Source organism: Cellulomonas sp., from assembly GCF_015234515.1.
In the GTDB taxonomy this organism is placed as follows: Bacteria; Actinomycetota; Actinomycetes; order Actinomycetales; family Cellulomonadaceae; genus Cellulomonas.
The window spans coordinates 93,341-117,220 of the sequence record NZ_JADGMY010000014.1 but is presented as its reverse complement, the minus strand read 5'-3'; the positions used below and the strand labels follow the sequence as shown (position 1 = coordinate 117,220).

The window sequence follows — 23,880 nt, the reverse complement described above, 5'->3', positions numbered from 1 at the left end:
GCTCGATCATGACATCCCGCGCTCAGGCGCGCGGCAGGCGCTGCGCCCACTCCTCGAGCTCGACGCGCGGGCCGGTGTAGAACGGCACCTCCTCGCGCACGTGCCGCCGGGCCTGCGTCGCGCGCAGGTCGCGCATGAGGTCGACGATGCGGTGGAGCTCGGGTGCCTCGAACGCGAGCAGCCACTCGTAGTCCCCCAGCGCGAACGACGCCACGGTGTTGGCCCGCACGTCGGCGTACCCGCGGGCCGCGGCACCGTGCTCGTGGAGCATCTGACGCCGCTCCTCGTCGGGCAGCACGTACCAGTCGTACGACCGCACGAACGGGTAGACGCACACGTAGTCGCCCGCCGGCTCGCCGGCGAGGAACGCCGGCACGTGCGCGCGGTTGAACTCGGCGGGGCGGTGCAGGCCGACGACCGACCACACGGGTGTGAGGACCGCGCCGAGGGCGCTCGCCCGCAGCCGGTGGTAGGCGCCCTGCACCTGCTCGACGGTCTCCGCGTGCCACCAGACCATCAGGTCGGCGTCCGCACGCAGGCCCGCCACGTCGTACCAGCCCCGCACGACCAGCCCGTCGTCGGACGCGACCGCACGCAGCGCGTCCGCGACGACCCCGGCGCGGGCGTCGGCGTCGGCGGGCAGCGGTCCGTCGACGGCGAAGACCGACCACATCGTGTAGCGGATCGTCGTGTTGAGGGCGTCGGTGTCGGGTGCGGTCGCGTGCGTGGTCACAGGGTCTCCGTCGTGGGGTGGGGCGGGGCGTCGGCGATGACGTCAGGTCCAGGGGTCCGTCGAGCAGGCCGCCGGGCGGCCCGAGTCGACGCCGTCGCGCATCCGGCAGCACCCGGGCACGCAGACCGAACGGAACGGCGGCAGCTGGCCCACCGTCGCCTCGGCAGGGCGCGGCAGGCCCGCGTCGTCGGCCCGCGCGATCGCCGCCCGCTCGAGCAGCAGGTCGGCGAGGCCGCGCACGAAGGGCTCGCGCACGCCGACGGAGTCCGCCCGCACGGCCGTCATGCCGAGCTCGCGCGCGGTCTCGAGCGCCTCCGTGTCGAGGTCGAACGCGACCTCCATGTGGTCGGAGACGAAGCCGATCGGCGAGAGCACCACGGACGTCGTGCCCGCGGCGGCGAGTGCCGCGAGGTGGTCGTTCACGTCGGGCTCGAGCCACGGCTGGCTGGGCGGGCCCGACCGGGAGCAGTACGCGAGGTCCCACTCGACCCGACGGCCGAGCCGTCCCGAGGCCGCGTCAGCCACCGTGCGCGCGACGTCCAGGTGCTGCTCGCGGTACGACGCACCGGCGACGGTCGACGCGTCCTGCATCGTGTCGGGGATCGAGTGCGTGACGAACACGAGGCGCGGCCACGGGGCGTCGGTGGGCGTGCCCTCGTACGCCTCGACGACCGCGTCGACGTTGGCCTGGACGAAGCCCGGGTGGTTGAAGTAGGAGCGGACCTTGTCCACCACGAGCGCGTCCCCGTCGCCGGTGGCGACCTCGTCCAGCGCCGTCCAGAGGTTCTCCCGGTACTGGCGGCAGCCGGAGTACGACGAGTACGCCGACGTCACGAGCGCCACGACCCGGCGCGCGCCCGCGGCGCGGGCCTCGGCGAGCGCGTCGCGCGTGTAGGGCTCCCAGTTGCGGTTGCCCCACACGACAGGGACGTCGAGACCGCGGCGCCGCAGCTCGTCCTGCAGGGCCGCCCGCAGCGCGAGGTTCTGCTCGTTGATGGGGCTGCGGCCCCCGAAGTGGTGGTAGTGCTCGGCGACCTCGGCCAGGCGCTCGTCCGGGATGTTCTTGCCTGCGGTCACGTTGCGCAGGAACGGCAGGACGTCGTCCGGGCCGTTCGGGCCGCCGAACGAGTAGAGCAGGACGGCGTCGTACGGTGCGAGCCCGGCGGCGGACGGGTCTGCGGGCAGATCGGTCGTGGGTGGTGTCACGGGAAGCACCGTCCGATCATCCCATCGTGTCCGGGCAGCGACCTGCCCACGGGGTCGTCCTCGACGTGACGTTGTCACGACACCGCGTCACCTCGGGAACGCGTCCGGGTGGTTCCGGCGTCTCCGTGTGCGGGGTCCGGTCGACGGCAATACGGTCGTCATGGTGCGACCTCCGCGCGCCGCGACCCCGAGGAACCGGAGCACGACCGATGAGCAAGCTGTGACGCGCGCCGGACGGCACGCCGCACCTGAGCTGGCGCGTCGCTACGTGCTGGCCGATCGCCTCGGGGAGGGCGGATCCGCGCAGGTGTACCGGGCGGTCGACACGCGTCTCGACCGGCAGGTCGCCATCAAGCTGTTCCGGCTGGCGGGCGCCGACCCGTCGCAGGTGCGGCGGTACGCGCAGGAGGCCAGGGTCCTGGCCGACCTGTCGCACCCGTCCCTCGTCGCCCTGCTCGACGTGGGGGCGGACGTGACACCCGCCACGGGACCGGTCGCCTTCCTCGTGATGGAGCTCGTCGAGGGCCGCACGCTGCGTGAGCTCGTCGCGGACGGTCCCCTCGACGCCGCGACGACCGCGGACGTCGGGCACCAGCTCGCGCAGGGCCTGGCCCACGCGCACCGTGCCGGTGTCGTGCACCGCGACGTGAAGCCCTCGAACGTGCTCGTGGCCGACACCACGCCGACGTCGGGGCGACGCGACGCACCGGCCCTGCCGGTCGTGCTCGCGGACTTCGGCATCGCGGCGTCCGACGCCGCGTACCCGGCGAGCCGGACGGACGACCGTGCCACGGCGAGCTACCAGAGCCCCGAGCAGGCGTTGGGTGAGCAGGCCGGGCCCGCGAGCGACGTGTACTCCCTGGGCCTGGTCCTCCTCGAGTGCTTGACGGCGCGGCGCGCGTTCCCGGGCGACCCGCTCACGGCGTCGCTGGCCCGGCTGCTGCACGCGCCGCAGATCGCCGACGACCTCGACCGTGACTTCGCTGCGCTGCTGCGCGCGATGACCCGCACCGATCCCGTGCAGCGGCCCACGATGGTCGCGGCCGCCGCCGAGCTGCGCGGTCTGCGCCGTCAGCGGGAACGGGCCCTGCGGGTCTCCTGACCCCTCACGCCCGGACCGGTCGACCCTGCGTGGCCGCCGCGACGGGCCGGTTCGGAGCGGCGTCCGGGTCGAGGGAGTCGGCGATCTCGTCCGCCCACGCCGCGACCGCCGTCATGTCGCGGTGGTCGCCCTCGCGCGCACGGCCGCCGGCGATGATCGCGCGCTCGGTGAACGACAGCAGGGACCGGTCCAGACGCCCACGGAAGCTGCGGTGCGTCCGTGCGCCGATGCGCTCCCGGAGTGCCGCGACCTCGAGCGGGGAGTTCGCCGAGTTGGCGGGCTGTGTCGCCAGGCCGGAGGAGAACATCCAGACCGGGCGCGCACGCAGCTCGTCGGTGAGCCGCTGGGCCAGGTCGCGCGCGGCGGGCAGCCAGTGCGCCGTGTAGACGGCAGACCCGATCACGACCGCGTCGTGGTCGGCGATGCTCGTGACGTCCTCGGGTGCGTGCTGGTCGACCTGGTGGCCGCGCTCGCGCAGCCGTCGCGCGATGACCTCGCCGATCTCCCACGTGCCATGGTGGCGCGACGCCACCGTCACCAGGATGCGCATCGTGCCCTCCTCGCCGTCCCCCCGCAGGCCCTCGTGCCCACGGGATCCCATCGTTGCCGGGGGGTGCCTGCGTGTCGTGGGTCAGAGGTCCCCGTCGGCACGTCGGAGGTCGGCGGCGCCGTCGTCCGTCAGACCGACCGGGTCGGGGAGGTCGGCCTGGGCGAGCCGGAGCCGGGTGCACAGCCGTTCGAGGGTCGCGAGCTCGTCGGCGTCGAGCGCACCGCCGACGAGCGCGTCGATCGCCCGGGCGTGCCGTCGCCCGATCTCCCGCTGCCGCGCCCGCCCCTCGGCGGTCAGGTGGACCGCCGTGCCGCGCCGGTCCCCCTCGACGGGCTCACGCTGGACGAGCCCGTCGCTCTCCAGCCGGTCGACGAGCCGCGACAGGCTGGGCTGGGTCAGGAGGCTGGACTGCGCGAGCTCCCGCAGCCGCAGCGCCTGGCCGTCCGCACGCGACAGGGTGTAGAGCACGTCGTACTCCCGCATGCTCATGCCGCCCCACACGTCGTGGCGCGCGAACCGGCGCACGAGTGCGACCTGGGCGCGGAACAGCGCCTCCCACGCGGCCACCGACGTGCGGACGTCGGAGGGAGAGGATCGCTCGCTCGCGGCGACGTCGTGATCGGGCATGGCCGGTCCCCCTCCTCGCACGGGAGCAGCGCCCCGCGACGCGTCGTCGCCGTCGGACCCCGCCGACGACGCATCATGACACCACGGGACCCGGCTCGGCGCGGCCCGTCTACGCTGGTGCGATGAGCGAGACGGGCACCACCTACCTGCTGGTCGACGGCGAGAACATCGACGCCACGCTCGGTTCCTCGATCCTCGGCGGACGACCGACGCCGGAGCAGCGTCCGCGGTGGGAGCGGGTGCTGAGCTTCGCGCAGCAGACGTGGGACCAGCCGGTCAAGGCGCTGTTCTTCCTCAACGCGTCGAACGGCTCGCTGCCGATGTCGTTCGTGCAGGCGCTCACGGCGATCGGGTTCGTGCCGATCCCGCTGTCGGGCGAGTCGTACGAGAAGGTCGTCGACATCGGCATCAAGCGCACGCTCGACGCGATCGCCGACCGGGACGGTGACGTCCTGCTCGCGAGCCACGACGGCGACTTCGCTCCGGAGGTCGCCCAGCTCGTGGACGCGGGACGGCGCGTGGGGCTGCTCGCGTTCCGCGAGTTCACGAGCCAGTCGCTCGCCGGCCTGACGGCCCGTGGGCTGCAGACGTTCGACCTGGAGACCGACGTCTCGGCGTTCAACGTGCAGCTGCCGCGGCTGCGGATCATCCCGCTCGAGGAGTTCGACCCGCTGCGCTACCTGTGAGACGACGTCGGCCGCGCCCGGGGCACGGGCGCGGCCGACGTCGGGACCTGGCGGCTCAGCCCTCGCCGAAGCCGATCGTGAGGGCCTCGTCGATCGTCGTGCGCACGTGGTCGGCGTGGTAGCCGTCGGGCGCCATGAACTCGATCCCGTGGGCCGTGCCGGACACCTCGGTGACGATCGACGTCTTGTCGTTGCGCACGACGAGCGCGCTGTCGGCCGCGGGCACCTGGGGGTCGTCGGTCGAGGAGAACACCTGCAGCGGGCCGGTGAACTGGTTGGCCTCGGCCCGCGCGTCGACCTCGCCGTACACGGCCGGCGGGCTCAGCGCGACGACCGCGACGGCTCCCAGGTCGTCGGCCATCCCGGCGGCGAGCGTGCCCCCGGCGGACGCGCCGACGAACGCGACGCTCTGCGCGCCCGTGGCCTTCAGGACGTCCAGGGCGGCCTGGAACCCGACCTCGCCGGACGCGCCCCAGTCGTACGTGGCCACGAGGTAGCCGGCGCCCGCGAGCCGGGCGAGCTCGCCCGACCACTGGCAGACGTCGCCGTCCACCTGGGGTGCGAACAGGACGCCGCGGTCGCCGGACCCGGCCCACGCGACCGTCGTCGTGGCCGCGTCCTTGCCCACGGTGGCGTAGGCGATGCCCTCGGACAGGCACTCGGGCGGCTCCATGGCCGCCATCTCGACCGGGGCGCTCGCCAGCATCGTGGGGGTCTCGGCCGCGGTGACCTGCGCGGCGTCGCCGGTCTGGGGCTCGGTGCCCGCGGAGCACGCGGCGAGCAGGCCGATCGCGAGGGCGACGGCGGCGGCGGACCTCACGCGCGCGGTCGTCGGACGGGTGGGCACGGGGACGGTTTGCAGACGCACATGCGATTCCTAGGCCGTCATCGGCGCAGGGACAAGACTCCCGTATCGCCGTAAACGTTTCAGGAGCCCTTCGGAAGTCGACGCGCTACCGTGTGGCCCATGCCGACGCTGTTCACCCGCATCATCGACGGCGAGATCCCCGGACGCTTCGTCTGGGCCGACGACCGCGCGGTCGTCCTGCTCACCATCGCCCCCATCACCGACGGTCACGCCCTGGTGGTCCCCCGTGACGAGGTCGAGCAGCTGACCGACGCCCCCGACGACCTGCTGGCCCACCTCGTGACCGTCGCCAAGACGGTCGGGCGTGCGCAGCGCACCGCGTGGGACGCGCCGCGCGCCGCGCTCCTCGTCGCAGGCTTCGAGGTCCCCCACCTGCACCTGCACGTGCTGCCCGCCTGGGACGAGTCGAGCCTCTCGTTCGACCACGCGCGGCACGACGTGCCCGCGGCGGACCTCGACGCGGCGGCCGAGCGCCTGCGGGACGCGCTGCGCGCTGCGGGGCACGGCGCGCACGTCCCCGCCGACGCGTCGTCGCCCGCGCTCTGAGCCCGTGGTCCACCCCCTGACGGCGCCGCCCGCGGCCGGGGGACCGCGCTGAGCGCGGCCGCCCGGTGGCCCGCGCTCCGCGCTCGGGTGATGCGCGGGCAGGACCCGCGCCGGGCGACCGTCGCGCCCGCGCTCCGCACGTTCCTGGCCACCGAGGCCGGCAGTGCGGTCGTGCTGCTCGTGGCCACGCTCGCCGCGCTCGTGTGGGCCAACTCCCCGTGGCGCGACGCGTACACGGCCCTGTGGCACGCACCGGCGGGCGTGTTCCTCGGGGACGCGCGCCTCGAGCTCGACCTGCAGCACTGGGTCAACGACCTCGCCATGGCCGTGTTCTTCGCCGTCGTCGGCCTCGAGATCAACCGCGAGGTCACCCGGGGAGAGCTGCGCGACCCCCGGGCGGTCGCCGTGCCGGCGCTCGGCGCCGTCGGCGGGCTGGTCGTGCCGGTCCTGATCTTCCTCGCGTTCAACGCCGGCACGGACGCCGCCCACGGGTGGGGCGTCGTCATGTCGACGGACACCGCGTTCCTCGTGGGGGTCCTGGCCCTGTTCGGGCCGCGCTGCCCCGACCGGCTGCGGCTGTTCCTGCTCACCCTCGCGATCGTCGACGACATCGGCGCGATCGCGGCGATGGCGGTGTTCTACACGGACGACGTCGACGCGCGGGCACTCGCGGCGGCCGGCGTGCTCGTCGTGGTGCTGGTGGTGCTGCGACGCCGCGGCGTGTGGCGCCTCGCGCCGTACGTGGCCGTCGGGCTGGCCCTGTGGGTGGCGGTGCTCGCGTCGGGTGTGCACGCGACGATCGCGGGCGTCCTGGTCGGGCTGCTCGTGCCGACGTCGCTGCCGCACGAGCGACGGCGCGAGGCGGTCGCCCAGCACGCGCGGCGCTTCCTGTCCGAGGGCGGCGCGGACCGCGAGCACGCCGCGGAGCTCGCCGGGCGCGCGGCCGTGCCGACGGGCGACAGGCTCCAGCGCGCGCTGCACCCGTGGAGCGCGTACGTGGTGGTCCCGCTCTTCGGCCTGGCCAACGCGGGCGTGCGCCTCGACCCTGCCACGCTCGCCGACGCCTTCTCGTCCCGACTGACCATCGGCGTCGCCGTCGCGCTCGTGGTCGGCAACGCCGTGGGCATCACGGGCGCCGCGACGCTCGCGCTGCGCCTGGGCCTGGGTGACCTGCCCGGGCGCGTGCGGTGGGGCCACCTCATGGGCGGTGCCGTGCTGGCCGGCATCGGCTTCACGATCTCGCTGTTCATCGCGCAGCTCGCGTTCGACGACCCCGTGCTCCTCGAGCACGCCAAGATCGGGGTGCTCGCGGGCTCCCTGGTCGCTGCCGTGGCGGGCTCGCTGCTGCTGCGCTGGCTCGGGGAGCGGCTGTCCCTGTGCACGCCGCCGCAGCTGCCGCCGACCCTGCCGCCCCTGCCCTGGCGGCAGGTCGAGCAGCCCGTCGCCCCGCGCCCGGCGGACTGACGCCCCGTCCGACGCCGCGGCCGCCGCGGCGGCCGGTCACGTCACACGGCCGGGTCGTCCGGCCCCCAGGTCGCCAGCCGCAGCGTGCGGGCGTCCGCGGCGACGATCGCCTCGGCGTGCTCGCGCAAGGACGCCACCGTGTCGACGCCCGCACGCACGAAGCGCCCCGACAGCGCATCGAGGTCACCGCCCGCGAACCCCAGGACCAGGGCCGCGACCTCCTGCGGCGACGTCCAGTCCGTGCGCTCGGCGTGCACCGGCATCGCCGCGGTCATGTCGGTCGCGACCACCCCGGGCGCGAGGTCCAGCACCCGCAGACCTGCGTCCGCGTACTGGCGGTGCAGCTGCGTCGTCAGGCGCGCGAGAGCGCCCTTGCTGATGGCGTAGCCCGTGTACGAGGTCATCGCGCGGTGCCCCGCACCGGAGTTCATGTTGAGCACGCGGCCCCCGCCGCGCGCGAGCATCCCGGGCAGCACGGCGTGCGTCGCGAGCAGCGGACCCCGCACGTTCGTCTCGACCACGCGCCACACGTCCTCGACGTCGTCCGCCGCGAACGGGAGCTCGGCGTGCTCGATGACGCCGGCGTTGTTGACCAGCAGGCCGATGCCACCCTGCGAGGCCAGCCCCGCCTCGACGCGCGCGACCGCGTCCGCCACCGCGGTCGCGTCGACCAGGTCCGCCGCGGCCACCGTCACCGGCGCACCGAGCGCCCGGGCCTCGTCCGCGACCTCCTCGAGGCGCTCACGCGTGCGGGCCACCAGTCCCAGCGCGTAGCCCTCGCGCGCGAGCGCGAGCGCGAGCCGGCGGCCGATGCCCCGACCGGCGCCGGTCACCAGCGCCGTGCGCGGCACGGGAAGAGGGGTGGGCAGGTCGGGCGCGGCGGTCACGAGCCCATGGTGGCCCACGGTGCCCAGCGGCGGCCACCCGCGCCCACCGCGTCACGCCGTGTCGACGACCGCCCGCAGGTCCTCGAGCGTGATGCGACCCTGGTACGGCACACCGTCGACGACCAGGGTCGGCGTGCCCGGGACGTCCAGCTCGATGCCGCTCTCGTAGTCGGCCTGCACCGCGCGCGCGTACCGGTCCGCCGGTGCGCCGACGATCTGCTCCGGGTCGAGGCCCAGCTCGCGCGCGTAGCCCGCCAGGTCGTCGTCGGTGAGGGCGTCCTGGCGCGCGAACAGCAGCTGCTGCATCGACCAGAACTGCCCCTGCGCCCCCGCGGCCTCGGCCGCGAGCGCCGCGGCGAGCGCGTGCGGGTGCACCTGGAAGAGCGGGAAGTGCCGCCACACCAGCCGGACCCGCCCGCCGGACTCCTCCACGAGCCGGCGCAGCACCGGCTCCGCGTCACGGCAGTACGGGCACTCGAGGTCGCCGTACTCGACGATCGTCACCGGCGCGTCGGGCTCGCCCAGGACGTGGCGGTCGGGGTCGGTGCTCACCTCGGTGAGGTCGGGCGACGTCATGCGCCCAGCGTGCCGCGTGGCGACGGTCGCCGCACGCCGTCAGCCGCCGCGCGCCCGCATCGGTGGGCTCGCCGTGCCGGCACCGTCCGCGATGCCCCGGACGATCTCGTGGAGCGCCTGCACGCCCGTGAAGCGCGGGCGCCAGTCGAGCTCACGCTCGGCACGGGTCGTGTCCAGCACGGGCGCCGACATCCCCAGGTCGAGCCACCCGGGCCCCACCGGTACCACCCGCGCGCGCCACCCGGCGGACAGCGCGGCGCGTGCGAGGGCGGCGGGGACCTCACGCAGGCGCCCGTCGGACACGAGCGCGGCGACGTCCGGGCCACGCACGACCCCCGGTCCGGCGACGTTGAACCCGCCGCGCACCTGGCGGACGACGGCCTCGCGGAACGCGTCGGCGAGGTCGTCGGCGTGCACGGCCTGGACGCGCACGCCGCGCGGCCAGGGCAGGACCGGGACGTGCCCGTCGAGGACCCGCCCCGGCACGAACGGTCCCAGGAAGTAGCGGGCGATCTCGTGGCCCGCCGCACGCTGGAAGACCAGCGCCGGGCGCACCCGCGCGACCACGAGCGAGGTCTGCGCCTCCGCACGGTCCAGCAGCGCCTCCACCGCGGCCTTGTCGACGCTGTACTGCGAGGACGGCACACCGTCGGTCGGCCACGTCTCGTCCCGTGGGACGTCACCCGGCGACGGCGAGTACGCCCCGACGGACGACGCGACCACGAGGTGCGGCACCCCGGCCCGCACGGCCGCGCGCACCACCCGGTGCGTCCCCACGACGTTCGTCGCCAGCAGGCGCGCACGGTCGTGCGTGGGCTGCAGCGCCCACGCCAGGTGGACCACGGCGTCCGCGCCGGCGAACGCGTCCGCGAGCGCGGTGACGACCTGGTCGGCCGCGTCGTCGGCACCGATGTCGCACGCCACCCACGTCGCGAGGTCGTACGGCGGCGGCGGGCGGTCCTGCGGTGCCCGACGCGCGACGGCGACCACCGAGGTCACGGTGGAGTCCTGCGCGAGCCGACGCAGGACGGCCGTGCCGACGTTGCCGCTCGCACCGACGACCACGACTCTCATGGGTACCTCCCGCAGGGTGCTGCGTCGCTCACGACGACGGGTCGAGGACGACCTTGATGCAGCCGTCGGCCTTGCGCTGGAACACGTCGTACGCCTGGGGAGCCTGCTCGAGCGGCACGCGGTGCGTGCGCAGGTCCGCGACCGCGAGGGGGTCGGACGGGTCGGCCACGAGCGGCAGCAGGTCGTCGTACCAGCGCCGCACGTTGGCCTGCCCGAAGCGGAGGGTGAGCTGGCGGTCGAACACGTCCATCATCGGGATCGGGTCCAGCGCGCCGCCGTACACACCGACGACCGACACCGTCGCGCCACGGCGCGCGACCCCGATCGCGGTGTGCAGCGCCGCCATGCGGTCCACGGCCGCCCTCTCGATGAGCGGGCGCGCCAGGGTGTCCGGCAGGAAGGCTGCGGCGCGCTGACCCGCGGCCGCGAGCGGCGAGCCGTGCGCCTCCATGCCGACGGCCTCCACGACGGCGTCCGCCCCCCGGCCGTGCGTGCGGTCCCGCACCGCGCCGACGACGTCGTCCGTGCGGGCTGCATCGAGGACCTCGACGCCGTGGCGCGACGCCATGAGCAGCCGCTCGGCGACGATGTCGATCCCGATGACGCGCTCGGCCCCGCGGTGCAGCGCGATGCGCGCGGCCATCTGGCCGATGGGACCCAGCCCGACGACCGCGACCGTGCCGCCCGGCGGCACGTCCGCGTAGGCGACGGCCTGCCACGCGGTGGGCAGGACGTCGGAGAGGTAGAGGTACGTCTCGTCGGGCCGCCCGTCGTCGGGCACGACGACGGGCCCGTACTGCGCCTGCGGCACGCGCAGGTACTGCGCCTGCCCGCCCGGCACGCTGCCGTAGAGGGAGGTGTACCCGAACAGCGCCGCCCCCTTGCCGGCGCCCCGCACCTGCGTGGTCTCGCACTGGCTCTGCAGGCCCAGCGCGCACATGTGGCAGGTGCCGCACGCGATGCCGAACGGGACGACGACCCGGTCGCCGACCTTCAGGCGCCGAGCGGCCTCCGGGCCCACCTCCTCGACCACGCCCATCGCCTCGTGGCCCAGGACGTCACCCGGCTTCAGGAACGCTCCGAGGACCGAGTACAGGTGCAGGTCCGAGCCGCACACCGCCGTCGACGTCACACGGATCACCGCGTCGGTCGGCTCCTGAACCCGGGGGTCGGGGACGTCCTCGACCCGCACCTGCTCGCGTCCCTGCCACGTCAGTGCCCGCACCGGCCCACCGTCCTCTTCGCTCGTCCAGGTCGTCAGCCACCGTCGCACCGGTCCGCCCGGCTCGCATCCGCAGGTGGCGCCGCGCGCCGCCGGGACGTCCGCGGGGCGAGCACTTCACGCGACCGCTCCACATCCGGGACGCGAGCCGCGTTTCCACGGTGCACGCAGTCACCGAACCTGGAGGAGCCACCATGAACCCGACCCCCACCCCGAGCCCCGCCCGACGCCGTCGCCGGCTCGTGGCCGTCGGCGCCCTCACCGCGGGCATGTCCGTCGCCTGCGCGGGAGGCGCCCTGGCCGTCGCACCCGAGTCGGCCGTCTCGCGCACGGTGTCGGGCGCGCTGCAGAGCGTCGGCATCGAGTGGCAGGGCATGCCGCAGGGGTACACGCCCGACCAGTACGCCGCCTTCTGGGACGCCGGCTACACGTGGGGCGACGCGCAGCACCTCTCCGAGCTGTGGGACCTGGACATGATCGAGACGAAGGCCCGTGCCGGGCAGCTGCTCGCCGACGGGCAGACCCTGCCGATCACACCGGGCACCTACCCCGAGGCCGGTGCCGACGCCACGTCCGTCGCGTTCGACGCGCTGTGGTCGGCCGGGTACACGTACGAGGACGTCGAGAAGCTCTCGGCCCTGTGGAGCACGGACGACGCCGAGACCAAGGCGCGGGCCGGCCAGGCGCTCGTCGACGGGCAGACGCTGCCCGTCGCGCCGAGCGGCACCGCGACCTCGGGGTCCTGACCCGATGACGTCCGGCATGCTGGACCACCTGCACCGCGAGGAGACGACCATCGAGACGGACGGCCTGACGCTGCGCACCGGCGTCGAGATCGAGCTGCTCGCACCCGTGGGGTCCGACCGGCAGGCCCTCGCGGACGTCCTCGCCGCCCGCAGCGGCGGTGCGGTGCGACGGTCCTTCCACACCGACAGCGAGCCGTCGGCCGTGCCGGGCGTCGGCGTCTTCCGCCACCTGTCCCCCGCCTTCGACGTCGTCGACGGGCGCGGCCGGCCGCTGGCCCGGCTCGTCGACGACGTCACCATCGAGGCGGACCTCGCCCCGGTGCCCGGCAGGCGTGACCTGCCCGGGCACCGGGGGTGGTACCGGGTGCTGTGCGACGACCCGCGCCTCCTGCGCCTCGTCGAACGGCACGCGGACCCGGACGCGCCGCTCGCGGAGGTCCTGCGGCCTGTCGCCGACCTGTTCGGTGCCACGGTCGAGGCGTTCCCCGGTGCCGCGCGCGTCAACGACGCGACGGGCGCGAGCATCGCGGTCGCGATGGCCCTGCCCCCGGGACGTGAGCGGCCGTGCGAGGTCGTGACGCCGCCGCTCGAGCGCGCCCACGCCCGGGCGCTGGAGAACCTCCTGGCCCCAGCCCGCGACCTGGGGTTCACCGTGCCGCACGAGGCCGCGGTGCACGTGCACGTCGACGGCGGGCCCTTCCGGGACCCGGCGGCGTTCGCGAACCTCGTGCGGCTGTTCGCGCACTGGCGGGAGCCCTTGTGGGAGGCGCTGGGCACCAACCCCGCGTGCCGCCGGCTGGCACCGCTGCCCGGAGCACTCGTCGACCTCGTCGAGCGCGACCACCCCCCGACGCCCGAGGGCTGGGCGCGGCTGCAGCGCGACGCGCACACGGTCGGGCTGACCAAGTACGCCGACGTCAACCTCACGCAGCTCGTCAGCCCGCGGCCCCTGCGCGACACGGTCGAGGTGCGGGTGCTGCCCGGCTCCATCGACGGTCACGACGTGGTCCGCCGGGCGCGCGTGGTCGAGCGGCTGCTGCTGCGGTGCCTCGACGCGCGCCCCGTGCCCCCACCCGGCGCCGACGCCGTCCACGACCCGACGGGGGCGCTCGACGCGCTCGCCGACGGGCGCCGGGAGGTGACGCGATGAGCGTGTGGACCCAGACGGCCCGCCCCGACAGCGCCGCGGTCCCGGTGGTCCGGCCGCTGCACGCCGCGACCGGCTCGGTCGCGAGCGGCACACCGGAGCACCACCTCGACGAGGTGGTGCGGGCCCACCTGCCCGGGCTGCTGCGGTACGCCACGGTGCTGACCGGCGACGGGCACACCGCGGCCGACCTCGTGCAGGAGGTCCTGCTGCGGGCGCACGTGCGCTGGACCCGCATCGGGCTCATGGAACGGCCCGACCTGTACCTGCGCCGCATGGTCACCAACGAGCACCGGTCGTGGCGGCGGCGCTGGCACGTGCGCACCGTGCACCCGTCGAGCGACGACGTGCTCGCGGCGCACGCCGACCCCGCGCACGACCACGCGCACCGCGTCGTCGAGGACGACGCCCTGTGGCGGCGGCTGTCCGAGCTGCCCCCGCGCCAACGCACCGTCCTGGTGCTGAGGTACTACGAGGGCCTCGCCGACCCGGAGATCGCCCAGGTCCTGGGGACCTCTGCCGCGACCGTCCGCTCCCACGCGTCCCGCGCGCTCGCCACGCTGCGGGTCGCCGACCTCACCACGGAGTCCTGATGACCGAGCACCTGCGAGCAGTCCCCGGCGCCCGCGACGGCGACGGGCCGTCGCGGACGACCGACGACCCCCACCGGGACCTCCTGGCGGAGCGCATCGCCCGGTCGCTGCGCTCCCACGACGCGTCGGCGCCCGACGCCGCCGAGGTGGCGGCGCGCGTCGAGGCACGCCTGGCCGCGCAACCGGCGTCGCACCGTGCGGCCGCCCGTCTGAGGTCCAGCCGGGGTGCGCGCATCGCCGCCGTCGGGGTGGTCACGTCGACCCTGGCCGTCACCGGCGCCGGCGCCGCTGCAGCGGCGAACCCGTACTCGCCCATGGCCCAGACGGTCGAGAACGTCGTCCGGGCCGTCGGCCTCGAGTGGAGCGTCATGCCGGACGGCTACACGCGCGAGCAGCACGACGCTCTGTGGGGTGCGGGGTTCGAGATCGAGGACGTCACCGCGCTCGAGGAGCTGTGGGGCACGGACACGACGCAGACCAAGGCGCGTGCCGGGCAGATGCTGCTCGACGGGCTGGCGCCGCCCGTCGCGCCCGGCTCGATGACGACGGACACGCCCGGCGCCCGGCTGGAGGCCCTGTGGGCCGCGGGCTACGTGTGGGAGGACGCGCTCGCGCTGGCCGAGCTGTGGGGCGTCGACGTGAGCGAGGCCAAGGCACGCGCGGCGGCGGCGGTCCACCAGGGTCAGGCGCTGCCGCTGCCGCCGTCGGGTCCTGTCGGCGGCCAGGGCTGAGCGGCGTCAGGACGTCTCGTCCGCCATCCGCGCCAGCGTGGTCACGGTGCGCCAGTTGCGCGCCGTGCCGCGCGGGCCGCCGCGGCGCGAGAGGCGCGCCGCGAGCTCGCTGCGGCCGATGCCGTGCGGCAGGTACAGGTAGAGCTCGCGGCCGACGGCAGCCAGGTCCTCGGGTCCCGTGACCTCGACCTCCGGGACCCGCGCGACCTGCGTGCCGGGCAGGAACACGACGTGGTGGTGCGTCGGGTCGTCGTCGCGGTCGAGGAACGGGTTGGCGCCGACGACGGCGTGCAGCTCCTGCCGCGTGCGGACGACCACGTCGGGGCCGAGGTCGAATGCCTCGGCGAACGCCGCGCGCAGCACCGCCGCGACCTCCTCGGTGTCCGTGCCGCCCGCCGTCAGGAGCACGTTGCCGCTGTTGACGTAGGTGCGCACGGCGCCGTAGCCGGCGTCCGTGACGACGCGTCGCAGGTCGGCCATCGGGACGCGGGTGGCGCCACCCACGTTCACGCCGCGCAGCAGCGCCACCATCACGGTCATCTGCGTCCTCCGGTCGATCGGCACGGCCTCGTCCGCTGCTCAGAACAGCGTGCCGGTGCCCGACGCGACACGCGCCTCCAGCGCGAGCAGCACGCGCTTGCGCTCGACGCCTCCCGAGAACCCGGTGAGCGTGCCGTCCGCGCCGATCACGCGGTGGCACGGCACGACGATCGGCAGCCGGTTCGCGCCGTTCGCGGCACCGACCGCGCGTGCCGTCGTCCGCGGGTCGAGCCCGAGCGACGTCGCGAGGGCGCCGTACGTCGTCGTCGTGCCGTACGGGACGGCGCGCAGACCCTCCCACACGCGCTGCTGGAAGGCGCTGCCGCGGTAGCGCAGCGGCAGGTCGAACTCCCGGAGCTCACCCGCGAGGTACGCGGCGAGCTGGTGCACCGCGCCGGCCAGCACGGGGTCGTCCGCCGGGTCGACGCGCTCCCCCAGGCCGTCGGTGGCCGCGGAGCCGTCCGCGTGCGGGAACCGCACGTCCGTCAGCGCGCCGTCCGTCACCCCGACGGCCACCGGCCCGAACGGTGCGGGCACCACCGCGTACGTCGTCACGGACGCCATCCTGCCGCGGACCACCGACACGCGGGGGCCCCGCTACAGCGCTCCGAAGCCCACGCACCCGAGCACGGCGACCGGCCCCAGCCACCGCGCCACCGCCCCGTGCTGCCGTCCGCGCAGCCCGAGCAGGCTGAGCACGACGACCGCGACCCCGGCGAACACGAGCGCGTGGCCCGGGTACCGCAGCCCGATCGCGTACGTCACGATCGCCTCCGCCAGCCAGACCGCGACGAGCACGGCGCCGCCCAGCCCGCGCTCCCGCCCGGACCACACGGACGCGGCACCACGCCCGGAGCGCCACCACGACCACCCCGCGACCCCGGCGACGACCCCGCCCGGCAGCCCCGCCAGCAGCCAGCACAGGGCCCGCGTCGTGCCGACCGGGAAGCCGCGCAGGTCCGCCGTCACGTAGTAGCCGACGACCTGGCCCAGGCACGCGACGGCTCCCGCCACGAGCGCCCACGCCCAGCGCCGCGTGAGGGCACCGACCGCGAACGGCACGACGAGCCACGGTGCGACCGCGTTCGCCAGGCCCGCGAGGGGCCCCGGCAGGACCGCCTGCCCGAACGACGTGAGCACACCCGACACGAGCCCGGCGACGACCGCCAGCGCCAGCACGCGGGTTCCCGCCGGGCCGGCCACGGTGACGGGCCGGTCGTCCAGGGTGTCGCAGACCGCCATGCCACGATCCTGGCGTCCGGCGGCCCGGTGCGCATCGGTCCGCGGACGGCCTGCGGGACCGGCCTGTCCCCCCACGGGAGGACGTCGGGCACCCACCCGGGGGCACAGGTCGCGCAGCCGTCCCGACACGACCGGTCCCGCCCCCTGGCGCAGGGAGCGGGACCTGGCGGGAGAGCCGTCTCGCCGGCACGAGGCGTGGCGGTCTCTCTGACCCCGGGGGGCCGGCCCGGCTCTCGCCGGACCCTTGCTACGTGCGGAATGACGTGGGTGTCGGACCCGCAGACGGCCGGTCGCGGTGGTACCGCGATCGACTGTTCCCAGAGGATGGCACTCCCACGTGACCTCCGCATCTCGAACATGCGACCAGTTCGCGACCAGGACTTTGCCGTCGCGTTTCGGCAGGCAGAGACGCCGGGGCCGACCAAGGGCCCGCAGCTAGCGTGTCGTCGTGCGCATGCCCCTGGAGCCCGGACCAGCCCTCGCGTCGATCGCGGCGCGCGCCGTGCCCGGCGTCGAGGAGGTCGACGTGGCCGCGGGCACGGTGCGGCGCCTCGTGGACCTCGGCGCGGGTCCGGTGCCCGTCACCGCCCGTCTGACGACCGCCGGGGTCGAGGTGCACCTCGACGGACCCGGCCGGCCACAGGCCGGCGACCACCTGGCCGCGCGGTGGTTCGGCCTCGACGACGACCTCTCCCCGGTGCACGAGGCGCTCGGCGACGACGCCGTGCTGGGTCCGCTGCTCACGGCCCGCCCGCACCTGCGCGTCCCCGGCCACCCCGACGGCTTCGAGGCGGCCGTGCAGGCGGTGCTCACCCAGCAGGTGTCCCTGCGCGCTGGGCGCACGACCGGGGGCCGGCTCGCCGCCGCCTACGGCCGGCCGCACGTCTCGGGACTGACGGCGTTCCCGCGCCCCGACGACCTCGCCGCAGCCGACCCCGTGGCGCTGCAGGCGGTGCTCCGGGTGCCGCACGTCCGAGCACGCGCCGTCCACGCGCTCGCCGTCCGGTGCGCGCAAGGCCTCGTCCTGGCCCCTGGCGCACCCCTCGGCGAGGTCCGGGCGGAGCTGCTGGCGATCCCGGGCATCGGCCCGTGGACGGCGGACGTCGTCGCGCTGCGCGCGCTCGGGGACCGCGACGCCTTCCCCTGGGGAGACCTGGTCCTGCGCCGCGCGCTGGACGTGCCCGACGCGCGCGAGGTCGCGGCCGCCGGCCGCGCGTGGTCGCCGTGGCGCGCGTTCGCCGCGACGCACCTGTGGTCGGCGGTGGGGTATGCGGACACCCGACAACCCCGGGACGGCGCGACCGGTGCGGGCCCCGTCCAGGGCCGGACGGGTGAGCCGGGCCTCGGAGCGGGCGCGATCCGGTGACGAGGCGGTCACGATCCCGGTGTTCCGGCCCGCGCGGCGCGTCCCGCCCCTAGCGTGCGGCCATGACGCACCGCACCCGCACCCTCGTGGCCACCGTCGCCGTGCTCGCCGCCCTGACGGGGTGCAGCGCCGGCGGCAGCTCCGAGGGCGCGGCGGACCAGGCCGCGGCCGACGACGTCGCCGCCCTCAGCGCCGAGGGCGGCCGGGCCGAGGGCGGGGACGACACGGCCCAGGACGCCGACGGCGAGGACGGGCAGCAGGTCGTGCAGACGGCCCGCGCGACCATGACCGCCCCCGATCCCGTCGCGGCGGCCCGCCAGGTCGTGGTCCTGGTCACCCGGCTCGAGGGCCGCGTCGACGCCCGCTACGAACGCTCCGGCTCGGGGCAGGGTGACCCCGGCAGCGCGTCGCTGACCCTGCGCGTGCCGTCGAGGTCGATGGCGGACCTGCCCGAGGACCTGGGCGAGATCGGCGAGGTCAGGGAGTTCCTGGTCGAGACCGAGAACGTCACGAACGCGGCCGAGGACCTGGACGCGCGCATCGCGGCGACCGAGCTGTCCGTCGAGCGCATGTCGGGTCTCCTGGGTCGCGCGTCGACGACCCGGGAGATCATCGAGGCCGAGAGCGCCCTGACCGACCGGCAGGCCAACCTCGAGCGCCTGCGGTCCGAGCGCGCACGCCTGGCGGACCGGGTCGCACTGTCCACGGTCGACGTCGAGATCTACGCGCCCGAGCGCGCACCCGAGCCGGTCGACGAGTCCCCGGCGACGTTCCTCGACGGCCTCGAGACGGGCTGGGCGGCCTTCACCGCCACGGTGCGTGGGTTCCTCGTCGTGGTGGGCGTGCTGCTGCCGTGGCTCGTGCTGGGTGCGTTGGTCGGCGCCGCCGTCGTGGTGTGGCGCCGTCGCCGCCGGACCGCGTCCGCCCCCTCGGCGACGACCGGCGCGCCGCCGCCCGTGGGCCCGCCGACCGGCCCGTCCACAGCCCCGTCCGAGAGCGTCTGACACCCGCCGGCACGGCACGGGACGGACACCCGGCGGGCCCCCGCATGCCCGAAGGTCCTGTCGCCCCCGCAGCCACCAGTCGTAATCTCTTGGTAAAGGGCAGGCCGCGACGCTGGTCGCTGCGGGCTGTCCGCCGGGTGACGCCTCGACGACCGCGCCCGGTCCCCAAGGCGAAGGAGCTGCCATGAGCGTCACCGTGACCGGTCCCCTGGCGGGCGTGTCTCTAGCACCCGACGTGCGCGCTGCCCTCGAGGCCAGTCCACGCCTGGTCATCCCCGCGACGCGCGAGGAGCTCTACCAGCTGGCACTGGGCCCCGAGGGCGGCCCGGTGTTCACGGTGGAGTACGACGTGAACGGCGAGATGGTCACCGAGGCGACGGTCACGCGGTGCCGCAACGGCGTCGCCGTGAACTACCCCGAGGACTACATGCGCCGGCGCGACCCGGACTGCATGCGCATCGCCGACGACCTGCCGACCGACAAGCCGCGCTACCGCGACGTCTTCGGCAAGGAGTTCGACCCGACGCGCACCGAGACGCTCGAGTGGCTCGGCACGCAGGAGCTCGTGGTCGTGCCGTTCAAGGCCGGCGGCCCGCACTTCGGCTACCCGTCGCTCGCGATCGTCCCGCTGAACAGCGCGTTCTTCGCGCTCACGCTCGTGGACCTGCAGGGGTGGGTGACCTTCGACGAGATCGGCCCGTTCACACCCCGCTCGATCCTGTACGTGGCGCCCCCGTTCCGGCACACGCACTTCGACGGGCGCCAGGTGGTCGTCCACAACCGCTCGCGCGAGCTGCACGAGGTGTGGGCGTACAACCTGTACCCCGGGCCCAGCGCCAAGAAGGGCGTCTTCTCCGTGCTGCTCGACATCGGCGAGCAGGAGGGCTGGCTCACGGCGCACGCGTCGAGCGTGCGCGTGACGACGCCGTACGAGAACGAGACCGTGATCATGCACGAGGGTGCGTCGGGCGGCGGCAAGTCCGAGATGTGCCAGGAGATCCGGCGTGAGGACGACGGCCGCATCCTCGTGGGCACCAACGTCGTGCGCGACGAGCCGTACCACATCACGCTCGGCGAGACGTCGGCGCTCGCGCCGGTGACGGACGACATGACGCTGTGCCACCCGTCGGTGCAGAAGGGCAACGGCCGCCTCGTGGTCGCCGACGCCGAGGCCGGCTGGTTCGTGCGCGTCGACAACCTGACGAGCTACGGCGAGGACCCGGCGTTCGAGCGCGCGGTGATCCAGCCGGAGGAGCCCCTGCTCTTCCTGTCGATCGACGGCGTCCCCGACGCGACCGCGCTCCCCTGGGAGCACACCCGTGACTCCAACGGCAAGCCGTGCCCGAACCCGCGCGTCGTCATCCCGCGGACCTTCGTCAAGAACGTCATCTCCGAGCCCAAGGAGGTCGACGTCCGCACGTTCGGCGTCCGGATGCCGCTGTGCACCCGCGACAACCCGAGCTACGGGATCATGGGGATGATGCACCTCATCCCGCCGTCGCTGGCGTGGATCTGGCGGCTCATCGCACCGCGCGGGGACAAGAACCCGTCGATCGGCGAGAGCAAGGACGTCAAGAAGACGCTCAAGCACGGCGGCATGGTCGCCGAGGGCGTCGGGTCCTACTGGCCGTTCTCCACGGGCACCAAGGTCGCCGCGGCGAACCTGCTGCTGCGCCAGATCGTCGAGAACGACCGCACGCGGTACGTGCTGACGCCCAACCAGCACATCGGCGCGTACAAGGTCGGGTTCTCCGCCGAGTGGCTGACGCGGGAGTACCTGGCCCGGCGCGGCGGCGGGCGCATCCAGCCCGAGCAGCTGACCCCCGCGCGCTGCGCGCTGTTCGGCTACCGGCCCAAGGACGTCAAGCTCGACGGGCAGCAGATCCGTCCGACGCTCCTGCAGCCCGAGTACCAGTCGCAGGTCGGGCTCGAGGCGTACGACGCCGGCGCGAAGATCCTCACGGACTTCTTCTGCTCCGAGCTCAAGCAGTTCATGACGGACGACCTCGACCCGCTGGGTCGCCAGATCATCGAGGTCGTGCTGCGCGGCGGGACCGTCGAGGACTACGAGGCGCTCACGCCGATGTACGTCTGAGGCTCACCCAGGGCCCCCGGGGCCGCACCCTGCACGTCAGGGTGCGGCCCCGACCTCTGTCGCGACACCCCCTGGCGTGCCACGATGCGAGGACGTCCGGCACTGCCACCCGACCGAGGTGACGCATGACGAGCACGGCACACGACCACGTCGAACGCGGCACGGACCCCGCCGTGCAGGACGGCGTCGACGACCTGCCCTACGCCCAGGAGCCGGACGAGGTGCTGGACCGGCTCGGCACCACGCGCGCGGGGCTGGACGCCGGCGAGGCGGCAGCCCGCCTGCAGGCGGTCGGCCCCAACCGGCTCCCCACGGCACCGCGCCCCTCGGCGCTGCGCCGGTTCCTGTCCCACTTCGACGACGTGCTCATCTACATCCTGCTGGCCGCCGCCGTCCTCAAGGCGTTCCTCGGTGACTGGGTCGACTTCGGCGTCATCCTCGTCGTCGCGCTGGTCAACGCGCTGGTGGGCTTCCTCCAGGAGGGGCAGGCCGAGCGCGCGCTCGACGGGATCCGCACGATGCTCTCGCTGACCGCGACCGTGCGGCGCGACGGGCGGTGGACCGAGGTCGACGCCGAGACGCTCGTGCCGGGTGACGTCGTGCGCGTGCGCTCGGGCGACAAGGTGCCCGCCGACGTGCGGCTCGTGCGTGCGACGAACCTGCAGGTCGACGAGTCGGCCCTGACGGGCGAGTCGGTGCCGGCCGTCAAGGACGTGGCCCCCGTCGGCGCCGACGCGGGCGTCGGCGACCGCTCGAGCATGCTCTTCTCGGGCACCATCGTCGCGGCCGGCACGGGCGGCGGCGTCGTGACGGCCACGGGCGCCCGCACCGAGATCGGGCGCATCCAGGCGCTGATCGCGGGCGTCGACCACCTCGACACGCCGCTGACGCAGCAGCTCGCGCGCCTCGGCACGCTGCTGTCGCGCGGGATCCTCGCCATGGCGTTCGTCATGCTCGTCGTCGGTCGGGTCGTCCACGACTTCGCGCTCCCGGACCTCGTCTCCGCCGCCATCGGGTTCGCGGTCGCGGCCGTCCCCGAGGGCCTGCCGGCACTCGTCACCATCACCCTGGCGCTGGGCGTCCAGCAGATGGCGCGGCAGCACGCGATCACGCGCAAGCTGCCCGCGGTCGAGGCGCTCGGCTCCGTCACGACGATCTGCTCGGACAAGACCGGCACGCTGACGAGGAACGAGATGACGGCCCGCACGGTCGTCACCGCGGAGCGCACGTACGCGGTCGAGGGCCTGGGCTACGAGCCGACCGGGAGCGTGACGCTCGACGGCTCCCCCGCGTCGCTTGCCGAGCACGCGGACCTCGACGCGCTGGTCCGCGCGGGCGCGCTGTGCAACGACGCCCGGGTGACGGCCGGGGACGACGGCCGGTGGACCATCGTCGGGCAGCCGACCGAGGCGGCGCTGCGCACGCTCGCCCTCAAGACGGGGGCCGACACGGCGGGCGCGCAGCGCCTCGCCGCCGTGCCGTTCGAGTCCGCCCACAAGCTCTCGGCGACGCTCGACCGCCTCGCGGACGGCACGCTGCGCCTCCACGTCGTGGGTGCCCCGGACCGGCTCCTGGACCGCTCGACCACGCAGCGCGGCCCCGACGGCGCGCCGACGCCGCTGGACCGCGCGCACTGGGAGCGCACGATCGACGCGCTCGGCGCGCAGGGCCTGCGCGTGCTCGCGGCCGCGGAGCGCCCGGCGGCACCCGGCACGTCCGCGCTCACGCTCGAGGACGTCGAGACCGGGCTCACGTTCCTGGGCGTCGTCGGCATCGTCGACCCCCCACGGCCCGAGGCCGTCGCCGCCATCGCCGACTGCCACCGCGCCGGGATCGCGGTGAAGATGATCACCGGCGACCACGCGGGCACGGCCGTCGCCATCGCGCGCGAGCTCGGCATCGTCCCGCCGGGCGACGACGTGCAGGCGCTCACGGGTGCCGAGCTGGAGGCCATGAGCGCCGAGGACCTGCGTCGCCGCGTGCAGGACGTCGACGTGTACGCGCGCACCAGCCCCGAGCACAAGATCCGCATCGTGCGGGCGCTGCAGTCGCACGGCGAGGTCGTCGCCATGACCGGCGACGGCGTCAACGACGCACCCGCCCTGACGCGCGCCGACATCGGCATCGCCATGGGCATCAAGGGGACTGAGGCGACCAAGGAGGCCGCCGAGATCGTCCTGGCGGACGACAACTTCGCGACCATCGAGCGGGCGGTCGAGGAGGGACGGCGGATCTACGACAACATCCGCAAGTCCGTGGTGTTCCTGCTGCCGACCAACGGCGCGCAGTCGCTCGTGATCCTCGTCGCCGTGCTGCTGGGCCTGGCGCTGCCGCTGACACCGGTCCAGATCCTGTGGGTCAACCTCGTGACCGCGGTGACCCTGTCGCTGGCGCTCGCGTACGAGCCCGCGGAGCCCGGGATCATGGAGCGGCCGCCGCGCTCACGCAAGGAGGCGGTGCTGTCCCGGCCCTCGCTCGTGGTCGTCGTGTGGGCCTCGCTGCTCATCGGCGGCGCCACCCTGCTGATCTACCTGGTCGAGAAGGAGCTCGGTGCGGACGACGCGGTGGCCCGGACCGCCGCCGTCACGATGCTCGTGCTCGGCCAGATGGCCTTCCTGTTCTCCTGCCGGTTCCTCAACGGCTCGAGCCTCACCTGGCGCGTCCTGACCGGGAACCGCGTGGTCTGGGTCGCCGTGGGGTCGCTGCTCGCGCTGCAGCTGCTCTTCACCTACGCGCCGTTCATGCAGGCGTGGTTCGGCTCCGCCGCCATCGCGCCGCGCGACTGGGGCCTGGCGCTGCTCGTCGCCGTGGGGGTGTTCCTGCTGTGCGAGGTGGGCAAGGTCGTCGCCCGCCGCACGCGGGCGTGAGGCACCGG

Annotated in this window: 24 protein-coding genes; 12 read left to right on the top strand and 12 right to left on the bottom strand. The window is 74.9% G+C overall.

Annotated features, from left to right (window positions below; translation table 11 throughout):
* Positions 1-22 precede the first annotated feature (22 nt).
* Both hemQ and IR158_RS05265 read right to left on the bottom strand, forming a co-directional pair.
* Positions 23-733, bottom strand: a complete 711-nt coding sequence (hemQ, locus tag IR158_RS05270) for a hydrogen peroxide-dependent heme synthase (RefSeq protein ID WP_366928410.1) — start codon at positions 731-733, stop codon at positions 23-25.
* A 42-nt stretch (positions 734-775) separates the two neighbouring features.
* The gene (locus IR158_RS05265; RefSeq protein ID WP_291810438.1) at positions 776-1,939 is read right to left on the bottom strand and encodes a ferrochelatase; all 1,164 of its coding nucleotides are present in this window, start codon (positions 1,937-1,939) and stop codon (positions 776-778) included.
* A gap of 220 nt (positions 1,940-2,159) precedes the next feature.
* Here IR158_RS05265 and IR158_RS05260 point away from each other — a divergent pair, with 220 nt between their 5' ends.
* Entirely contained in the window at positions 2,160-3,041 is an 882-nt protein-coding gene (locus IR158_RS05260; RefSeq protein ID WP_291810435.1) for a serine/threonine-protein kinase, read from the top strand.
* A 4-nt stretch (positions 3,042-3,045) separates the two neighbouring features.
* Here the strand turns inward: IR158_RS05260 and IR158_RS05255 are convergent, their stop codons facing one another.
* Positions 3,046-3,591 (bottom strand): flavodoxin domain-containing protein, encoded by a 546-nt coding sequence (locus tag IR158_RS05255; RefSeq protein WP_291810432.1) that lies wholly within the window; start codon positions 3,589-3,591, stop codon positions 3,046-3,048.
* An 81-nt stretch (positions 3,592-3,672) separates the two neighbouring features.
* Positions 3,673-4,218 (bottom strand): MarR family transcriptional regulator, encoded by a 546-nt coding sequence (locus tag IR158_RS05250; protein WP_291810428.1) that lies wholly within the window; start codon positions 4,216-4,218, stop codon positions 3,673-3,675.
* 122 nt (positions 4,219-4,340) lie between these two features.
* Here IR158_RS05250 and IR158_RS05245 point away from each other — a divergent pair, with 122 nt between their 5' ends.
* Entirely contained in the window at positions 4,341-4,904 is a 564-nt protein-coding gene (locus IR158_RS05245; protein WP_291810425.1) for an NYN domain-containing protein, read from the top strand.
* A 55-nt stretch (positions 4,905-4,959) separates the two neighbouring features.
* On the opposite strand, the gene IR158_RS05240 is transcribed toward IR158_RS05245, so the two are convergent.
* Positions 4,960-5,724: a hypothetical protein gene (locus IR158_RS05240; protein WP_291810423.1), complete on the bottom strand. Its 765-nt coding sequence runs from the start codon at positions 5,722-5,724 to the stop codon at positions 4,960-4,962.
* A gap of 147 nt (positions 5,725-5,871) precedes the next feature.
* On the opposite strand from IR158_RS05240, the gene IR158_RS05235 reads away from it, so the two are divergent.
* Both IR158_RS05235 and nhaA read left to right on the top strand, forming a co-directional pair.
* A complete protein-coding gene (locus tag IR158_RS05235) occupies positions 5,872-6,318 on the top strand; it encodes an HIT family protein (RefSeq protein WP_291810422.1) in 447 nt (148 codons plus the stop codon).
* A gap of 90 nt (positions 6,319-6,408) precedes the next feature.
* A complete protein-coding gene (gene nhaA / locus IR158_RS05230; RefSeq protein WP_291810421.1) occupies positions 6,409-7,782 on the top strand; it encodes a Na+/H+ antiporter NhaA in 1,374 nt (457 codons plus the stop codon).
* Positions 7,783-7,823: 41 nt separating this feature from the next.
* Here nhaA and IR158_RS05225 read toward each other — a convergent pair whose 3' ends face one another.
* The 4 genes from IR158_RS05225 to IR158_RS05210 are packed head-to-tail and all read right to left on the bottom strand — an operon-like array spanning position 7,824 to position 11,544.
* The gene (locus IR158_RS05225; RefSeq protein ID WP_291810419.1) at positions 7,824-8,669 is read right to left on the bottom strand and encodes an SDR family NAD(P)-dependent oxidoreductase; all 846 of its coding nucleotides are present in this window, start codon (positions 8,667-8,669) and stop codon (positions 7,824-7,826) included.
* A 51-nt stretch (positions 8,670-8,720) separates the two neighbouring features.
* Positions 8,721-9,245 carry a thioredoxin domain-containing protein gene (locus IR158_RS05220; RefSeq protein ID WP_291810418.1) on the bottom strand — a complete coding sequence of 175 codons (525 nt, stop codon included), beginning with the start codon at positions 9,243-9,245 and terminating at the stop codon, positions 8,721-8,723.
* Positions 9,246-9,284: 39 nt separating this feature from the next.
* Entirely contained in the window at positions 9,285-10,319 is a 1,035-nt protein-coding gene (locus tag IR158_RS05215; RefSeq protein WP_291810416.1) for an NAD-dependent epimerase/dehydratase family protein, read from the bottom strand.
* A gap of 28 nt (positions 10,320-10,347) precedes the next feature.
* Positions 10,348-11,544 (bottom strand): zinc-dependent alcohol dehydrogenase, encoded by a 1,197-nt coding sequence (locus IR158_RS05210; protein WP_291810413.1) that lies wholly within the window; start codon positions 11,542-11,544, stop codon positions 10,348-10,350.
* A 191-nt stretch (positions 11,545-11,735) separates the two neighbouring features.
* On the opposite strand from IR158_RS05210, the gene IR158_RS05205 reads away from it, so the two are divergent.
* Genes IR158_RS05205 through IR158_RS05190 form a run of 4 tightly spaced genes read left to right on the top strand, consistent with a single transcriptional unit; the run spans position 11,736 to position 14,758 of the window.
* Positions 11,736-12,287, top strand: a complete 552-nt coding sequence (locus tag IR158_RS05205; RefSeq protein ID WP_291810411.1) for a hypothetical protein — start codon at positions 11,736-11,738, stop codon at positions 12,285-12,287.
* Positions 12,288-12,291: 4 nt separating this feature from the next.
* Positions 12,292-13,437: an amidoligase family protein gene (locus tag IR158_RS05200; protein WP_291810408.1), complete on the top strand. Its 1,146-nt coding sequence runs from the start codon at positions 12,292-12,294 to the stop codon at positions 13,435-13,437.
* Positions 13,434-14,027, top strand: coding sequence for a SigE family RNA polymerase sigma factor (locus IR158_RS05195; protein WP_291810405.1), 594 nt, complete (start codon positions 13,434-13,436; stop codon positions 14,025-14,027). The genes IR158_RS05200 and IR158_RS05195 overlap by 4 nt, the downstream gene beginning before the upstream one ends.
* Positions 14,027-14,758: a hypothetical protein gene (locus tag IR158_RS05190; protein WP_291810403.1), complete on the top strand. Its 732-nt coding sequence runs from the start codon at positions 14,027-14,029 to the stop codon at positions 14,756-14,758. The genes IR158_RS05195 and IR158_RS05190 overlap by 1 nt, the downstream gene beginning before the upstream one ends.
* A gap of 6 nt (positions 14,759-14,764) precedes the next feature.
* Here the strand turns inward: IR158_RS05190 and IR158_RS05185 are convergent, their stop codons facing one another.
* Genes IR158_RS05185 through IR158_RS05175 form a run of 3 tightly spaced genes read right to left on the bottom strand, consistent with a single transcriptional unit; the run spans position 14,765 to position 16,540 of the window.
* On the bottom strand, positions 14,765-15,298 hold the full coding sequence (locus IR158_RS05185; protein WP_291810401.1) for a DUF1697 domain-containing protein: 534 nt from the start codon (positions 15,296-15,298) through the stop codon (positions 14,765-14,767).
* Between the two features lie 39 nt (positions 15,299-15,337).
* The gene (locus IR158_RS05180) at positions 15,338-15,862 is read right to left on the bottom strand and encodes a methylated-DNA--[protein]-cysteine S-methyltransferase (RefSeq protein WP_291810399.1); all 525 of its coding nucleotides are present in this window, start codon (positions 15,860-15,862) and stop codon (positions 15,338-15,340) included.
* A 33-nt stretch (positions 15,863-15,895) separates the two neighbouring features.
* Positions 15,896-16,540 (bottom strand): DUF6518 family protein, encoded by a 645-nt coding sequence (locus IR158_RS05175; protein ID WP_291810397.1) that lies wholly within the window; start codon positions 16,538-16,540, stop codon positions 15,896-15,898.
* 454 nt (positions 16,541-16,994) lie between these two features.
* On the opposite strand from IR158_RS05175, the gene IR158_RS05170 reads away from it, so the two are divergent.
* The 4 genes from IR158_RS05170 to IR158_RS05155 all read left to right on the top strand — a co-directional run bounded on the left by IR158_RS05170 (position 16,995) and on the right by IR158_RS05155 (position 23,872).
* Positions 16,995-17,906 (top strand): AlkA N-terminal domain-containing protein, encoded by a 912-nt coding sequence (locus IR158_RS05170; RefSeq protein ID WP_291810583.1) that lies wholly within the window; start codon positions 16,995-16,997, stop codon positions 17,904-17,906.
* A gap of 62 nt (positions 17,907-17,968) precedes the next feature.
* Entirely contained in the window at positions 17,969-18,910 is a 942-nt protein-coding gene (locus IR158_RS05165; protein WP_291810395.1) for a DUF4349 domain-containing protein, read from the top strand.
* 184 nt (positions 18,911-19,094) lie between these two features.
* Positions 19,095-21,005, top strand: a complete 1,911-nt coding sequence (locus IR158_RS05160) for a DUF4914 family protein (protein ID WP_291810393.1) — start codon at positions 19,095-19,097, stop codon at positions 21,003-21,005.
* Between the two features lie 125 nt (positions 21,006-21,130).
* Positions 21,131-23,872, top strand: a complete 2,742-nt coding sequence (locus tag IR158_RS05155) for an HAD-IC family P-type ATPase (RefSeq protein WP_291810391.1) — start codon at positions 21,131-21,133, stop codon at positions 23,870-23,872.
* The last annotated feature ends 8 nt before the right edge of the window (positions 23,873-23,880 follow it).

Bases quoted from the DNA above. Each gene is read 5' to 3' on its own strand.
- IR158_RS05255 (WP_291810432.1), bottom strand. From the start codon at position 3,591: ATGCGCATCCTGGTGACGGTGGCGTCGCGCCACCATGGCACGTGGGAG.
- IR158_RS05250 (WP_291810428.1), bottom strand. From the start codon at position 4,218: ATGCCCGATCACGACGTCGCCGCGAGCGAGCGATCCTCTCCCTCCGAC.
- IR158_RS05245 (WP_291810425.1), top strand. From the start codon at position 4,341: ATGAGCGAGACGGGCACCACCTACCTGCTGGTCGACGGCGAGAACATC.
- IR158_RS05235 (WP_291810422.1), top strand. From the start codon at position 5,872: ATGCCGACGCTGTTCACCCGCATCATCGACGGCGAGATCCCCGGACGC.
- nhaA (WP_291810421.1), top strand. From the start codon at position 6,409: ATGCGCGGGCAGGACCCGCGCCGGGCGACCGTCGCGCCCGCGCTCCGC.
- IR158_RS05220 (WP_291810418.1), bottom strand. From the start codon at position 9,245: ATGACGTCGCCCGACCTCACCGAGGTGAGCACCGACCCCGACCGCCAC.
- IR158_RS05215 (WP_291810416.1), bottom strand. From the start codon at position 10,319: ATGAGAGTCGTGGTCGTCGGTGCGAGCGGCAACGTCGGCACGGCCGTC.
- IR158_RS05205 (WP_291810411.1), top strand. From the start codon at position 11,736: ATGAACCCGACCCCCACCCCGAGCCCCGCCCGACGCCGTCGCCGGCTC.
- IR158_RS05200 (WP_291810408.1), top strand. From the start codon at position 12,292: ATGACGTCCGGCATGCTGGACCACCTGCACCGCGAGGAGACGACCATC.
- IR158_RS05195 (WP_291810405.1), top strand. From the start codon at position 13,434: ATGAGCGTGTGGACCCAGACGGCCCGCCCCGACAGCGCCGCGGTCCCG.
- IR158_RS05190 (WP_291810403.1), top strand. From the start codon at position 14,027: ATGACCGAGCACCTGCGAGCAGTCCCCGGCGCCCGCGACGGCGACGGG.
- IR158_RS05185 (WP_291810401.1), bottom strand. From the start codon at position 15,298: ATGACCGTGATGGTGGCGCTGCTGCGCGGCGTGAACGTGGGTGGCGCC.
- IR158_RS05180 (WP_291810399.1), bottom strand. From the start codon at position 15,862: ATGGCGTCCGTGACGACGTACGCGGTGGTGCCCGCACCGTTCGGGCCG.
- IR158_RS05175 (WP_291810397.1), bottom strand. From the start codon at position 16,540: ATGGCGGTCTGCGACACCCTGGACGACCGGCCCGTCACCGTGGCCGGC.
- IR158_RS05170 (WP_291810583.1), top strand. From the start codon at position 16,995: ATGCCCCTGGAGCCCGGACCAGCCCTCGCGTCGATCGCGGCGCGCGCC.
- IR158_RS05165 (WP_291810395.1), top strand. From the start codon at position 17,969: ATGACGCACCGCACCCGCACCCTCGTGGCCACCGTCGCCGTGCTCGCC.
- IR158_RS05160 (WP_291810393.1), top strand. From the start codon at position 19,095: ATGAGCGTCACCGTGACCGGTCCCCTGGCGGGCGTGTCTCTAGCACCC.
- IR158_RS05155 (WP_291810391.1), top strand. From the start codon at position 21,131: ATGACGAGCACGGCACACGACCACGTCGAACGCGGCACGGACCCCGCC.